Origin of the sequence: Variovorax paradoxus NBRC 15149 (assembly GCF_001591365.1) — a bacterium.
GTDB lineage: Bacteria > Pseudomonadota > Gammaproteobacteria > Burkholderiales > Burkholderiaceae_C > Variovorax > Variovorax paradoxus.
Genome location: NZ_BCUT01000001.1, coordinates 978183 through 991261, shown reverse-complemented (window position 1 = coordinate 991261; position 13079 = coordinate 978183). Strand labels below are relative to the sequence as shown.

Below are 13079 nucleotides of genomic sequence, written 5' to 3'. Positions count from 1 at the left end.
TATCCTCGCACCCAATGCGCCTGCTCCTCGATTCCTTCTGGCGCGCGGTCGCCTACTGCATGCTGCCGCGCGTGATCGTGCTGTCGCTGCTGCCGCTGGGCCTGATGGTGCTGCTGGCTGCAGGCTTCGGCTATTTCTACTGGGACGCGACCGTCGCCTGGACCCGCGACGCGCTCGACGCCTGGCCGCTGCTGTCGAGCTTCTGGGGCTGGATCGGACGGCTCTTCTCGGGCGACGTCACGGCCGTGCTGGCGCCGCTGGTGGTGGTGTTTGCCGCCACGCCGGTGATCGTGGTGGTTTCGCTGCTGATCGTGGCCGGCCTCATGGCAGGCCCGCTCACCGCGCTGGTCGCGCACCGCCGCTTTCCCGCGCTCGAACGCAAGAAGGGCGCGTCCTTCTTCGGCAGCGTGGCGCGCTCGCTCGGCCTCACGCTGCTGGCGCTGCTCGCGCTCGTGGTGTCGATGCCGCTCTGGCTCATTCCGCCGCTGGTGCTCATCTTGCCGCCGCTGATCTGGGGCTGGCTCACCTACCGCGTGATGAGCTTCGACGCGCTGGCCGAGCACGCGAGCCCCGAGGAGCGCGCCGCACTGCTGCGCGCGCACCGGCTGCCGCTGCTGTGCATCGGCGTGCTGTGCGGCTACCTGGGCGCGGCGCCCAGCATCGTCTGGGCCTCCGGCCTGCTGTTTGCCGCCGCCTTCTTCGTGCTGGTGCCGCTCGCGATCTGGATCTACACGCTGGTGTTTGCGTTTTCGGCGCTCTGGTTCGGCCACTACTGCCTCGACGCGCTGGCGCAGCTTCGCGCGCAACGCGGGGCCGCCACAGCTTCTTCCGGTCCGCCCGGCGGCGCACCCGCGGCCGAGACCGACCAGGCCCTTCTCTCCCAATGGAAATCCCCATGACCCGTGCATTCGGCCTGATCGTCGTCGGCGACGAAATCCTTTCCGGCAAGCGCGCCGACAAGCACATGCCCAAGGTCATCGCACTGCTCGCCGCGCGCGGCCTGCAGCTCGGCTGGGCCGAATACGTCGGCGACGTGCCCACGCGCATCACCGCCGCGCTCGGCCGGGCCTTCGCTTCGGGCGACATCGTCTTCTCGACCGGCGGCATCGGCGCCACGCCGGACGACCACACGCGCCAGTGCGCCGCGCAAGCCCTGCGGGTGCCGCTGGAACTGCATCCCGAGGCCGAACTGCTGATCCGCGAGCGCATGCAGGACACCGCGCGCGAGCAGGGCATTGCCTACGAACCCGACCGCCCCGACAACATTCACCGCCTCAACATGGGCGTGTTCCCGAAGGGCGCCGAGATTATCCGCAACCCCTACAACAAGATCCCGGGCTTCAGCGTCGAGCACGTCCACTTCGTGCCGGGCTTTCCGGTCATGGCCTGGCCAATGATCGAGTCGGTGCTCGACAGCCGCTATGCGCACCTGTTCACCAGCGGCCAGTCGGCCGAGAAGTCGGTCATCGTGTTCGGCGCGATGGAGGCAACGCTCACGCCGCTGATGCTCGCGATCGAGACGGCGCACCCCGGCATCAAGGTGTTCAGCCTGCCGAGCGTCGACCATCCGCAGTACGGCCGCCACATCGAACTTGGCGTGAAAGGCGACCCCACCCGCCTGGACGCCGCCTATGCGCAGCTGATCGAGGGTCTGCACGCCTATGATGCGAAGCTTGGCCCGGAATTGGTGCGGTAGTTTTTATTGCACCAATTTGGTGATTATTCGCCTTTTTTTGGGGTTTGCGCCTGTCGTCAAAGCCTGTTCCCGAGCGGCGACAATGGCATAGAAACTGCATCCTCCGTCCCTGTATTCCTAACCACCATCCAACTCAGGAGAAACTGATGGCAAAGACCGTCGCCGATGTACTCAAGCTCGTCAAGGAAAACGAGGTCAAGTTCATCGACTTCCGCTTCACCGACACCCGCGGCAAAGAGCAGCACGTGACCGTGCCCGTCTCGGCTTTCGATGAAGACAAATTCACTTCGGGCCATGCTTTCGACGGCTCGTCCATCGCTGGCTGGAAGGGAATCGAGGCTTCGGACATGCAGCTCATGCCCGACCCGAACACCGCCAACATCGATCCCTTCTTCGAAGAAACGACGCTGATCCTGACCTGCGACGTGATCGACCCCGCCGACGGCAAGGCCTACGAGCGCGACCCGCGTTCGCTCGCCAAGCGCGCCGAGGCCTACATGAAGGCTTCGGGCCTGGGCGACACCGCCTACTTCGGTCCGGAACCCGAATTCTTCGTGTTCGACGGCGTGCGCTGGAAGAACGACATGTCGGGCTGCTTCGTGAAGATCGACTCCGAAGAAGCCTCGTGGAACACCGACAAGGAATACGAGCACGGCAACACCGGCCACCGTCCCGCAGTCAAGGGCGGCTACTTCCCGGTGCCCCCGGTCGACAGCTTCCAGGACATGCGCTCGGAAATGTGCCTGGTGCTCGAATCGCTCGGCATCCCGGTCGAAGTGCATCACCATGAAGTGGCCAACGCCGGCCAGATGGAGCTCGGCACCAAGTTCAGCACGCTGGTGCAGCGCGCCGACTGGGTCCAGCTGCAGAAGTACGTGATCCACAACGTGGCCCACGCCTACGGCAAGACCGCCACCTTCATGCCCAAGCCCATCGTCGGCGACAACGGCTCGGGCATGCACGTGCACCAGTCGGTCTGGAAGGACGGCAAGAACCTGTTCGCCGGCGACGGCTATGCGGGCCTGTCGGACTTCGCGCTGCACTACATCGGCGGCATCATCAAGCACGCCCGTGCACTGAACGCCATCACGAACCCCGGCACCAACAGCTACAAGCGCCTGGTGCCCGGCTTCGAAGCCCCGGTGAAGCTGGCCTACTCGGCCAAGAACCGCTCGGCCTCGATCCGCATCCCGTTCGTGGCCAACCCGAAGGGCCGCCGCGTCGAAGCGCGCTTCCCCGATCCGCTGATGAACCCGTACCTCGGTTTCGCTGCGCTCCTGATGGCCGGCCTCGACGGCGTGGAAAACAAGATCCATCCGGGCGAAGCCGCCAGCAAGGACCTGTACCACCTGCCGCCGGAAGAAGACGCGCTGATCCCGACCGTGTGCCACAGCCTCGACCAGGCGCTGGAATACCTCGACAAGGACCGTGCGTTCCTGACCAAGGGCGGCGTGTTCACCGATGCCTACATCGATGCGTACATCGAACTGAAGATGCAGGAAGTCACGCGCTTCCGCATGGCGACCCATCCGGTCGAGTTCGACATGTACTACTCGCTGTAATTGGCCCACCCCCGAAGCGGCTCACTTCGTGCAGCCGCCTCCCCCTCTAGGGGGCAACACCGGCGGCCCGGCGGAGCCGGTTCCGCGGTGTTGCTGGAAGGGAATCGAAAAGGACGGCTTGGCCGTCCTTTTTTACTGGCGCGGAACATCTTGTCACCAGTGGCGTCGAATTGCAGGAAAATGCACCTTTGTCGCGCCACTACCGATTCTCATGAAGACTGCTTCTCTCATTTTCCTGGCCGGTTCATTGTTGGTCGCCTTGCCTGCGCTCGCCCAGGAGCGCGTGTGGCGCTGCGGCAATGAATACACCAACAATTCGACCATCGCCCAGCAAAAGGGCTGCAAGGTCATGGAAGGCGGCAACGTCACCGTCGTGCAGGGCACCAAGCCGTCGGGCGGCGGTTCGGCTGGCGGCAACTCGGCGCCCGCAGCCTCTCGTGCGCCCGCGGGCAGTCCGCGCGTCGAAGGCGTCGACCAGCGCGCACGCGATGGCGAAGCCCGCTCGGTGCTCGAAGCCGAGCTCAAGAAGGCCGAGGCCCGCCAGGCGGAGCTGCAGAAGGAATACAACAACGGCGAGCCCGAGAAGCAGGGCAGCGAAGGCCGCAACTACCAGAAGTACCTCGATCGCGTGGCTGAAATGAAGGCAGAGCTGGCCCGCAATGAGAGCGACATCGCGGGCATCCGCCGCGAACTCGGCCGCCTGCCGGCCAAGCAGTAGGGCCATGGCGTTCGGGAAGAAGGCGGCCGGCGCCACTCCGCGCTTTCAGTCCTTCGACCTGCTGTCCACGCTGATCGCGGTGGTCAGCACCAACGGTTCGGTGCTGTTTGCCAATGCGGCCCTCGAAGACGCGCTGGGCACCTCGCGCCGCACGCTCGAAGGTTCTCAGTTCGGTGCCTGCTTTCACGAGCCGCACGTGCTTCGCACCGCCATCGACGGTGCGCGCAGCAACGACTTCGCCACGCTGCGCTACGAGGCCTTCCTGCGCCGCGTCAATCATGAGCTGATGCCGGTGCAGGTCACGCTGGCGCAGGGCGACAAGACGGGCGAGCTCATCATCGAGATGTCGCCGCTCGAGCAGCAGGTGCGCCAGGACCGCGAGGAGCGCCTGCTCGACCAGGCGCAGGCCAACAAGGAGCTCATCCGCAACCTTGCGCACGAGATCAAGAACCCGCTCGGCGGCATCCGCGGCGCGGCGCAATTGCTGCAGATGGAGGTCGAATCGCGCGACCTCATCGAATACACGCAGGTCATCATCCACGAGGCCGACCGGCTGCAGACGCTGGTCGATCGGTTGCTGGCACCGCATCGGCGCCCGCACGTGGTGGGCGACGTGAACATCCACGAAGTCTGCGAGCGCGTGCGCTCGGTCATTCTTGCGGAGTTTCCGCGCGACCTGCACATCGAGCGCGACTTCGACGTGTCGATTCCCGAATTCCGCGGCGACCGCGAGCAGCTCATCCAGGCCACGCTCAACATCGTGCACAACGCGGCGCAGGCCCTGGCCGAGCGCCGCGCCGCGGGCGATGCGCAGATCACTTTCAAGACCCGCATCGCCCGGCAGGTGATATTCAACAAGCAGTGGTATCGATTGGCACTGGAATTGCATGTCATCGACAATGGACCGGGTGTGCCGGACACGATCAAGGACCGCATCTTCTATCCGCTCGTCTCGGGCAGGGAAGGCGGGACCGGGCTTGGATTGACGCTTGCACAAACTTTCGTGCAACAGCATCACGGCGTGATCGAGTGCGACAGCGTCCCGGGCCGAACCGATTTCAAGATATTGATTCCGCTGCCCTAGCAGCCACGGCAACAAGGAGATGCATGAAGCCGATCTGGATAGTTGATGACGACCAATCGATCCGCTTCGTGCTGGAGAAGGCCCTTTTGCGCGAAGACCTGCCGACGCGCAGCTTCACCAACGCGCGCGAGGTGCTGGCCGCCCTCGAACTCGCCGACGACGACGAACAGCAGGGCCCCCAGGTCCTGGTGAGCGACATCCGCATGCCCGGCGGTTCCGGGCTCGACCTGCTCGACAAGATCAAGGCCAAGCACCCGGGCCTGCCCGTCATCATCATGACGGCGTTTTCCGACCTCGACAGCGCCGTTTCGGCGTTCCAGGGCGGTGCCTTCGAATACCTGCCCAAGCCCTTCGACCTGCCGCGCGCCGTCGAGCTGATCCGCCGCGCCGTCGACGAAAGCCAGCGCGAGGAAGTGGCCGAGGAGCGCATGGTCGCCGCGCCCGAAATGCTGGGCCAGGCGCCCGCCATGCAGGACGTGTTCCGCGCCATCGGCCGGCTCTCGCAGAGCAACGTCACGGTGCTCATCACGGGCGAATCGGGCTCGGGCAAGGAACTGGTGGCGCGCGCGCTGCACAAGCATTCGCCGCGTGCCAACGGCCCCTTCGTGGCCATCAACACCGCGGCCATCCCCAAGGACCTGCTCGAGAGCGAGCTTTTCGGCCACGAGCGCGGTGCCTTCACCGGCGCGCAGACCATGCGGCGCGGCCGCTTCGAGCAGGCCGAGGGCGGCACGCTCTTTCTCGACGAGATCGGCGACATGCCCTTCGACCTGCAGACGCGCCTGTTGCGCGTGCTGAGCGACGGGCACTTCTACCGCGTGGGCGGCCACAACTCGGTCAAGGCCAACGTGCGCGTGATCGCGGCCACGCACCAGGACCTCGAGCAGCGCGTGAAGCTCGGCGGCTTCCGCGAAGACCTGTTCCACCGCCTCAACGTGATCCGCCTGCGCCTGCCGGCGCTGCGCGAGCGCGGCGAAGACGTGCCGGCGCTCACGCGCCACTTCCTGCAGGTGAGCGCGCGCCAGCTCGGCGTCGAGCCCAAGCGCATTTCCGATGCGGCGCTGGCCAAGCTGGCGTCGTTCAGCTTTCCGGGCAACGTGCGCCAGCTCGAGAACATCTGCCACTGGCTGACCGTGATGGCACCGGCCCAGCTGATCGAGGCCAAGGACCTGCCGCCCGAAGTCATGGCCGCGGCGGCCGGTGCGCCGGTGCAAGCCGCGGAAGGCACGGCCGCCACCGCGGTGCCCGCGCAAGCCGCACCGCTGCCGTCGCCCGGGCTCGAGCGCGAAGCGGCACCGGCGGCGGGCGGCGCTGCACCCGAGGCCACTGAAGGTTTGGTGGGCGCAAGCAGCTGGGAGAGCGGCCTGGAGATCGAAGCCCAGGCGCTGCTCGCGGCCGGGCGCACCGACGTCTGGGATGTGCTGTCGCGCCGTTTCGAGTCGCGGCTGATCCTCACGGCGCTGGCCAACACCCGCGGCCGACGGATCGAAGCCGCTCAGAAGCTGGGCATCGGCCGCAACACCATCACCCGCAAGATCCAGGAACTCGGGATCGAGTAGGCTGCCTCGGACAGAGAAGGAAGAGGGTGGCTGGGCCCCTTCCAGGAACACCGCGGAACCGGCTTTGCCGGGCCGCTGGTGTTGCCCCCGGTAGGGGGTGGCCTAGCGACACGAAGTGCGCGAAGACTGGGGGCGAGCCTATTTACCGGCTGCGCTGGCCCAGCGTCAGCGAGTCGAGCTGGAAGTTGCCGCTCTTGTCCCAGAGCCAGGTGTCCACGTAGGTGTGGCCGCCCAGGCGCCCCGGACTGGGCAGCGGGGACGCCGCCTTGATGAGTTCTGCAATCTTGCCCGGCACCTCGGGCGCATGGCTCGGCACGCGGCTGAAGGTGACGTTCTTGACGTTGCCTTCGGCATCGATGTCGGTCTCGACCACCACCACCGCATAGACGAGCGGTGGGATCTTTCCCTTGTAGATGCGCTGCGGATAGGCCTTGTAGATCTGGCGCGCGCCGGTCTTGCGGTAGGCCCGCACGGCGGGCGTCTGCGCGGTGATCAGCCGCACGGTCGGCACGTCGCCCCTTGTGCCGGGCACCTCGTCGGTGGCGGTAGCGGGCGGCTTGCCGTCGCCGGCCTTGTCCGCAGGCTTGAATGCGGAACAGGCGGCGAGCGCGAGCGCCGCCGCGACGATCGTGAGGGTGCGAAGGGTCATGGTCATCAAATTCCCTGGTCGAGATCGAGCACCACCGGTGCGTGGTCGCTCGGCTTTTCCCACTTGCGCGGCACGCGGTCGATGATGCAGCCCTTGACGCGCGGCACCAGCGGCTCGCTCACCAGGATGTGGTCGATGCGCAGGCCGCGGTTCTTCTGGTAGCCGAGCATCCGGTAGTCCCACCACGAAAAGCTTTTCTCGGGCTGCTCGAAGAGCCGGAAGCTGTCGACCAGGCCCAGCTGGAGCAGCGCCTTGAAATGCTCGCGCTCCTCGGTCGTGTGATGGATGGTTTCCGCCAGGCCCACGGGGTCGAAGCTGTCGCGGTCTTCGGGCGCGATGTTGAAGTCGCCCAGAAGCACCAGGTTCGGATGCGCCGCCATTTCGGCGCGCAGCCATTCGCGCAGCGCGCGCAGCCAGCCCATCTTGTATTCGAACTTGTCGGTGCCCGGCGCCTGGCCGTTGACGAAGTAGCCGTTCACGATGCGCAGCGGACCCGCCGGCGTTTCGACCGTGGCCGCGATCACGCGGGACTGGTCGTCGGTGAAGCCGCCGATGTTCCTTGCCACGTCGCGCATCGGCGCGAGGCTCAGGATGGCGACGCCGTTGTAGGTCTTCTGGCCGAACACGGCGGCCTCGTAGCCGGCGGACTTGAGCACGTCGAGCGGGAACTTGTCGTCGCTCATCTTGAGTTCCTGCAGGCACAGCACGTCGACCGGGTTGGCGATCAGCCAGTCGAGCACATGCTGCAGGCGGGCGGTCAGGGAATTGACATTCCAGGTGGCAATTTTCATGAAATATGGTAACCGATTGATTTACAAGGCTTTTTCCGTATTTGTAGCGTCTATTTTGTGCGTGCCCGGCGGCGTACCCGTTTTATGCTTCGCTGCGCTTGGTCCTGGGGGACGGAGTTGGCCAGCTTAGCAAAAGCTCTCGACTTTGCCTTGTGGCGCCCGGGGGGTGCGGCTGCGACTCAGCTGTCCACGGGCATGCGCGATCTCGGGCTATAGCTGTTTGAAGCCAATAGTTTCGAGGCGCTCCGAAAGCAGCGACCGTGTCCTGATCCAAAGCTCGTGCCGTGCGGCCGCATCATCGGCCGGTGCGGATGGATTCAGCGGCCGTGCATTCTTCACCGAGAAGTAGCCGCCGGTCGTGGGGTCAGTGTCTTCGGTGGCGAGCCTCACGATGATCTCCGCCCCTCTTCGAGGATCTCCCACGCCCAACCACTTCAGGACCTTGGCAAGGGGCTCCGCGAAGCCAAGCTCGCGGCCCAGGCCCGTCACATTGAACCCCGGGTCGAGGCAGTGGGCGGCGACGCCGGTGCCTTCGAGCTGACCCGCGAGTTCCAGCGAGAACATGATGTCCATGAGCTTGGTTTTGCCATACACCTTGGATGAGCCCGCGCGTGTGAACGGGCTCGTGTCCACAAGATCCTTGTCGGGCGTCAAGCCACCGCTTCGCCGAGATGCCTCGGATGCGACGGTCACGACTCTGGACGGGGCCGAGCGGATCAACGTGTCTCGCAAAATGTCCGTGAACAACCAGGGCGCTAGATAGTTCACCGCGATCATCTCGGCAAAGCCATCGCCGGTGATCCGTTGCTCGAAGGCGTGCAGCCCGGCATTGTTGATCAGTACGTCGATGCGGTCGTACCGGGCGGCGATCTCGGTGGCCACTGCCGCAACGGCGTGCACACTGCCAAAGTCGGCGTAGTGAAAGTCGACATGCGCACCGGGTGCCTCGGCCCGTATGCGGCCGAGCGTGCGGCTGGCCTTCGCCTTGTCCCGCGCCGTGAGTACCAGATGCGCTCCGCGCTTTGCCAGCTCGATGCTCGCGATCTCTCCGATTCCGCTGGTCGCACCGGTCACGACAATGGTGGGGCGTTCTTTCATCTGATTTCCATTTGATGGATAAATATCCACTATAAGCCACCTTCGCGAAGAGAGGACACACCCATCATGAAAACACCCAGGCAAAGGCCCGCCGCTCAGGACGCGGGCGGCCGTGAAGCCGTGGTCCTGGCGCTCGGCGAGCAGCTCAGCGCACTGCTCAGCGCCTCGCGCGCATTGACGATCGAGACGTCCGCGGAATTCCACCCCGACGTGCCATCCGCGGCATTTCACATTGCCCGTTGGCTTCACGCGTTCGGGCCGGCCAAGGCGAGCCGCATTGCCGAAGGCGTGGCGATGGACCGCAGCGCCACGAGCCGGTTGATCTCGAAGCTGGTCGAGCTGGAGTTGGCAGAAGTGAAGCCCGACCCGCTGGACGGTCGCGGCGTGGTCGTGAGCTTGAGCCGCCGCGGCAAGAGCGCGATCAGCCGTGCCGTTCACCGCAAAGGAGATGCACTGCATGCTCGCATCGAGCAGTGGAGCGATGCGGAGGTGAAGCAGCTTGCGTCATTGCTCCGGCGGTTCAATGGCCTGCCGGAGGAGGGCGGGGCTTGAAAGCAGGCTCCAGGCTTTTCTCGCAGGCATGCCGCTCAGCGGAGCCTTGCGCTCCGTTTGCCGATCGGCAGCCGCCACAGGTCGTAGCGCTCGTCCCCGCTCTTGACCGAACCCGCAAAGTGGCTGCTCAAGGAACTGGACGTGAAGACCAGATCGCCGCCCGCAGCGTGCGGCCGTCGGGCGACAGTGCAATGCCGTCTGGGGCCGGCAACCGACCGACGGCAATGGGGCGTTTGCGTGCCTATGGTTATCGTCGGTTGGCCTGCAGTGCCGGGCGAGGGGGCATCCCCGTGTAGGTGCGTGGTCTCAGCGTCCACACCAAAACCGCCACCACTGGGGTCGTGTGGCCCTCATCACCTGTCGCAATGGCCATTTGAAGAGTGACAGCGGTATCCATCCTCGGATGGGAAAGGCATGCGCCTGCATGCGGTGGGGCGTGCTTGAGGCCAGGCACTCTTTCCGATCGATCGCCCGCGCTCCAGACAGCTCACACAACCGCGCAATCAGACTCGACACCTCGTTGACGTGATGCCGGTGCGACATCCCGCCCGGCTTTTCTTGCGCTGCATCAGCGGCTCTTCAATTCCCTCCAGCACCTCAACAACAATTCGGACCCAGCCGATCAGCGCGCAGGATCCATGCGCAGCCGGTACGCCACGCCATCGCGGCCGGGGTCGGCGCCGCCATGCAGGCCATCGGCCTGTACCTGCACGCCGTGCACCCAGCCGATGGTGTAGTTGTATGGGTTGCGGCCAATGGCGTAGCCCTGTGCTTCCAGTGTGCGCGTGGTGGAGCGCGGAATGCGGTTGCACACGTCGATGGCGTTGCTGGTGGACGAGAAGCGCGGCGCCGACACGGCGGCCTGCATTTCCATGCCGTGGTCGATCACGTTGAGCAGCACCTGCAGCACGCCCATCGCGATCTGCGTGCCGCCCGGTGCGCCGAGCACCACGTCGAGCTCGCCGTCCTTGAAGGTCATGGTGGGGCAGGACGAGGTGAAGCGGCTCTTGCCCGGCTGGATGCTGCCGGCGCGGCCCGGGCGCGGGTCGAACACGCCCATGCAGCCGTTGTAGAGGAAGCCCATGCCCGGGGTGATGATGCCCGAGGGCATGGCGAGCGATTGGGTGAGGGACACGGCGTTGCCGTCAGCATCCACCACGCTCAGGTGGGTGGTGTCGCGCGGCACGGGCGCACCGGGGTTCACGCGCTCTACGCTGAAGCGATGGCCTGTGCGGATCTGCTCGGCCACTTCGCGGGCCATGTCCTTGGACAGCAACCGGTCCAGCGGCACGTCGAAGAACTTCGGGTCGCCGATGCAGCGGTCCTTGTCGATCGTCGCCTTCTTCATGGCCTCGCACACCGTCTGCAGATAGTCGGGGCTGTTGTGCTCGAGGCTCGCCAGATCGAAGTGCTCGAGGATGTTGAGCATCTCCAGCAGCATGGCGCCGCCGCCCGGGGGCTGGTTGGTGGTGATGGTGCGGTCGCGGTAGTGGCCCACCAGCGGCGCGTTGCGCTGCACCTGGTAGCGGGCCAGGTCCTCGTGCGTGATCAGCGCGCCCAGCGACTGCAGGTGCGCCACCATCTTGCGCGCCAGGTCGCCCTGGTAGAACGGGCGCGCGCCTTCCTCGGCAATCTGGCGCAGCACGGCAGCCATGCCTTCGTTGCGCAGCGGCGCACCGATGGGCTTGGGACGGCCGTCGGGGCGGCAGTACAGCTGGCGGCTGTCCTCGCAGTACTGCAGGCGCTCCAGGTTGCCGACGCGGCCCATGCTGGGCTCGTCGATCCAGAAGGCGTGCATGCCGGGGCGCACGAAGTAGCCGTCCGCGGCCCACCGGATGGCGGGCTCCACCACCTGCCGCCAAGGCAAGCGGCCGTGCGCCTGGTGCATGGCCTCCAGGCCCTTGAGCGTGGCCGGCGTGCCGATGGACTGGGGGCCGATGTCGTTGACGCGGCCCTTGAGGATGAAACCGAAGCCGTCCTTGGTCTCGCCCTCCAGCAGGTGCTCCCACATGTCTTCCCTGGCCGCCAGCGGCGCGGGCGAGTGGAAGTCGAAATATTCGTGCACCTGGGCGCCGGGCAGGTACACGGCGGCCGTGCCAAAACCTGCGATGCCGCACATCAGCGGATCGACCACCGTCTGCGCCAGCGCGGTGGCCACGGCGGCGTCCACCGCGTTGCCGCCTGCGCGCAGGACGTCGATGCCGGATTCGGCGGCCTCCGGCTGTGGGCAGACCACCATGGCTTCTTTTTTCATGAGGTGTGAGGACGAACCCCTTGCTGCATCGGCGACACAACAAAGGGTGAGGATGAGAAAAAGGGGCGGCCTTGCGCGGGTCGCCGGCTTACTTGGCGCTGAGGTTCAGCGCCCCGAGTGTGGGACCCCAGGCCTTGGCGTCACGCGCCGCCGTTTCCATGACCAGCGCGGAAGGGCCGGACATGGGGATTACGCCCATGCTCTTGAGCTTGGCCTGCACCTCGGGGCTGTTGTGGAAGGCTGTGGTCGTCTTGTTGAGCTTTTCCACGATGTCGGGCGGCGTGCCGGTGCGCGCCACCACGGCACTCCAGCCCATGTTGTCGAAGCCCTTCACGCCCAGCTCGCCAAGGGTCGGCACATCGGGCAGCTCGGGGGTGCGCTGTGGCGACAACACGGCCAGTGGATTGAGCTTGTGGTTCTTGATGTGGGGCAGGGCCGTGCCATACACCGGTGCCATCACTTCGGTCTGCCCACCGATGGTGGCCAGGATGCCGTCGGCCTCGCCCTTGTAAGGGATGTGGGTCATCGAAATGCCCAGGGCATTGCTCACCAACTCGACCGCCAGATGGGTGGAGTTGCCCAGTCCGGCGGACGCGAAGTTCAGCTTGCCGGGCGCCGCCTTGGCTTTTTCCGTCAGGTCCTTGAGCGTCTTGATGCCCGTGGCCGGGTTGGCCGACAGCACGAACGGCACCGTGGTCAGCATGGTCACGCCCACGAAATCTTTCTCGGGGTTATAGGGCAGCGGCTTGTAGGTGAACTGGTTGAGCACCATCAGCGACACGCTGCCGAGCAGCAGGGTGTAGCCATCGGCGGGCGCGTTCAGCGCGCTTTGCGCGGCGATGAGGCCGCCCGCACCGGGCTTGTTCTCCACCACGATGGTGGCGCCGATGGCCTTGCCTGCGTGCTCCGCCCACAGGCGTGCGATCGTGTCGCTGCTGCCGCCCGGGGCCTGCGATACGACCAGGCGCACGGGCCGGTTGGGGTAGGCGGCTTGCGCGTACACGGTGGTGGCCGTGGCGGCCGCGACCGCGACGCCCATCAGGATCTTGCAGACGTTCGTGATTGCTTCAGGCACAGGGATTCCTCTGAGGGTGCGACATAAAAGATGAAGTAATT

At 65.8% G+C, this 13079-nt stretch carries 12 protein-coding genes; 7 read left to right on the top strand and 5 right to left on the bottom strand.

What is annotated here, in order from left to right; genetic code table 11:
* The first annotated feature begins 14 nt into the window (after nt 1-14).
* The 6 genes from VPA02S_RS04690 (at nt 15) to ntrC (ending at nt 6619) form a co-directional block, all read left to right on the top strand.
* The gene (locus VPA02S_RS04690) at nt 15-899 is read left to right on the top strand and encodes an EI24 domain-containing protein (protein ID WP_062362437.1); all 885 of its coding nucleotides are present in this window, start codon (nt 15-17) and stop codon (nt 897-899) included.
* A complete protein-coding gene (locus VPA02S_RS04685) occupies nt 896-1696 on the top strand; it encodes a competence/damage-inducible protein A (protein WP_174545052.1) in 801 nt (266 codons plus the stop codon). Before VPA02S_RS04690 ends, VPA02S_RS04685 begins: the two co-directional genes overlap by 4 nt.
* Before the next feature lie 146 nt (nt 1697-1842).
* Nucleotides 1843-3258: a type I glutamate--ammonia ligase gene (gene glnA / locus VPA02S_RS04680; protein WP_012746775.1), complete on the top strand. Its 1416-nt coding sequence runs from the start codon at nt 1843-1845 to the stop codon at nt 3256-3258.
* 211 nt (nt 3259-3469) lie between these two features.
* Nucleotides 3470-3976 carry a hypothetical protein gene (locus tag VPA02S_RS04675; protein WP_012746776.1) on the top strand — a complete coding sequence of 169 codons (507 nt, stop codon included), beginning with the start codon at nt 3470-3472 and terminating at the stop codon, nt 3974-3976.
* A gap of 4 nt (nt 3977-3980) precedes the next feature.
* Nucleotides 3981-5060 (top strand): nitrogen regulation protein NR(II), encoded by a 1080-nt coding sequence (gene glnL / locus VPA02S_RS04670; protein ID WP_012746777.1) that lies wholly within the window; start codon nt 3981-3983, stop codon nt 5058-5060.
* A gap of 23 nt (nt 5061-5083) precedes the next feature.
* Nucleotides 5084-6619 carry a nitrogen regulation protein NR(I) gene (gene ntrC, locus VPA02S_RS04665; RefSeq protein WP_012746778.1) on the top strand — a complete coding sequence of 512 codons (1536 nt, stop codon included), beginning with the start codon at nt 5084-5086 and terminating at the stop codon, nt 6617-6619.
* Nucleotides 6620-6761: 142 nt separating this feature from the next.
* Here the strand turns inward: ntrC and VPA02S_RS04660 are convergent, their stop codons facing one another.
* The 3 genes from VPA02S_RS04660 to VPA02S_RS04650 form a co-directional block, all read right to left on the bottom strand.
* Nucleotides 6762-7274, bottom strand: a complete 513-nt coding sequence (locus VPA02S_RS04660) for a hypothetical protein (RefSeq protein WP_062362431.1) — start codon at nt 7272-7274, stop codon at nt 6762-6764.
* The gene (gene xth / locus VPA02S_RS04655; protein ID WP_012746780.1) at nt 7274-8059 is read right to left on the bottom strand and encodes an exodeoxyribonuclease III; all 786 of its coding nucleotides are present in this window, start codon (nt 8057-8059) and stop codon (nt 7274-7276) included. The genes VPA02S_RS04660 and xth overlap by 1 nt, the downstream gene beginning before the upstream one ends.
* Nucleotides 8060-8269: 210 nt before the next feature.
* Entirely contained in the window at nt 8270-9157 is an 888-nt protein-coding gene (locus VPA02S_RS04650; protein WP_062362429.1) for an SDR family NAD(P)-dependent oxidoreductase, read from the bottom strand.
* Nucleotides 9158-9223: 66 nt separating this feature from the next.
* Here VPA02S_RS04650 and VPA02S_RS04645 point away from each other — a divergent pair, with 66 nt between their 5' ends.
* Nucleotides 9224-9709, top strand: a complete 486-nt coding sequence (locus VPA02S_RS04645) for a MarR family winged helix-turn-helix transcriptional regulator (RefSeq protein ID WP_062362426.1) — start codon at nt 9224-9226, stop codon at nt 9707-9709.
* A 622-nt stretch (nt 9710-10331) separates the two neighbouring features.
* On the opposite strand, the gene ggt is transcribed toward VPA02S_RS04645, so the two are convergent.
* Together ggt and VPA02S_RS04635 are read right to left on the bottom strand one after the other, a co-directional pair.
* Nucleotides 10332-11963 carry a gamma-glutamyltransferase gene (gene ggt / locus VPA02S_RS04640; protein ID WP_018903073.1) on the bottom strand — a complete coding sequence of 544 codons (1632 nt, stop codon included), beginning with the start codon at nt 11961-11963 and terminating at the stop codon, nt 10332-10334.
* 88 nt (nt 11964-12051) lie between these two features.
* The gene (locus VPA02S_RS04635) at nt 12052-13038 is read right to left on the bottom strand and encodes a Bug family tripartite tricarboxylate transporter substrate binding protein (protein WP_081247497.1); all 987 of its coding nucleotides are present in this window, start codon (nt 13036-13038) and stop codon (nt 12052-12054) included.
* Nucleotides 13039-13079 lie beyond the last annotated feature (41 nt).

What these genes read in the sequence shown, in the direction of transcription:
- VPA02S_RS04675 (WP_012746776.1), top strand. Translation starts at nt 3,470, where the DNA reads ATGAAGACTGCTTCTCTCATTTTCCTGGCCGGTTCATTGTTGGTCGCC.
- ntrC (WP_012746778.1), top strand. Translation starts at nt 5,084, where the DNA reads ATGAAGCCGATCTGGATAGTTGATGACGACCAATCGATCCGCTTCGTG.
- VPA02S_RS04660 (WP_062362431.1), bottom strand. Translation starts at nt 7,274, where the DNA reads ATGACCATGACCCTTCGCACCCTCACGATCGTCGCGGCGGCGCTCGCG.
- VPA02S_RS04690 (WP_062362437.1), top strand. Translation starts at nt 15, where the DNA reads ATGCGCCTGCTCCTCGATTCCTTCTGGCGCGCGGTCGCCTACTGCATG.
- VPA02S_RS04645 (WP_062362426.1), top strand. Translation starts at nt 9,224, where the DNA reads ATGAAAACACCCAGGCAAAGGCCCGCCGCTCAGGACGCGGGCGGCCGT.
- xth (WP_012746780.1), bottom strand. Translation starts at nt 8,059, where the DNA reads ATGAAAATTGCCACCTGGAATGTCAATTCCCTGACCGCCCGCCTGCAG.
- glnA (WP_012746775.1), top strand. Translation starts at nt 1,843, where the DNA reads ATGGCAAAGACCGTCGCCGATGTACTCAAGCTCGTCAAGGAAAACGAG.
- glnL (WP_012746777.1), top strand. Translation starts at nt 3,981, where the DNA reads ATGGCGTTCGGGAAGAAGGCGGCCGGCGCCACTCCGCGCTTTCAGTCC.
- VPA02S_RS04650 (WP_062362429.1), bottom strand. Translation starts at nt 9,157, where the DNA reads ATGAAAGAACGCCCCACCATTGTCGTGACCGGTGCGACCAGCGGAATC.
- ggt (WP_018903073.1), bottom strand. Translation starts at nt 11,963, where the DNA reads ATGAAAAAAGAAGCCATGGTGGTCTGCCCACAGCCGGAGGCCGCCGAA.
- VPA02S_RS04685 (WP_174545052.1), top strand. Translation starts at nt 896, where the DNA reads ATGACCCGTGCATTCGGCCTGATCGTCGTCGGCGACGAAATCCTTTCC.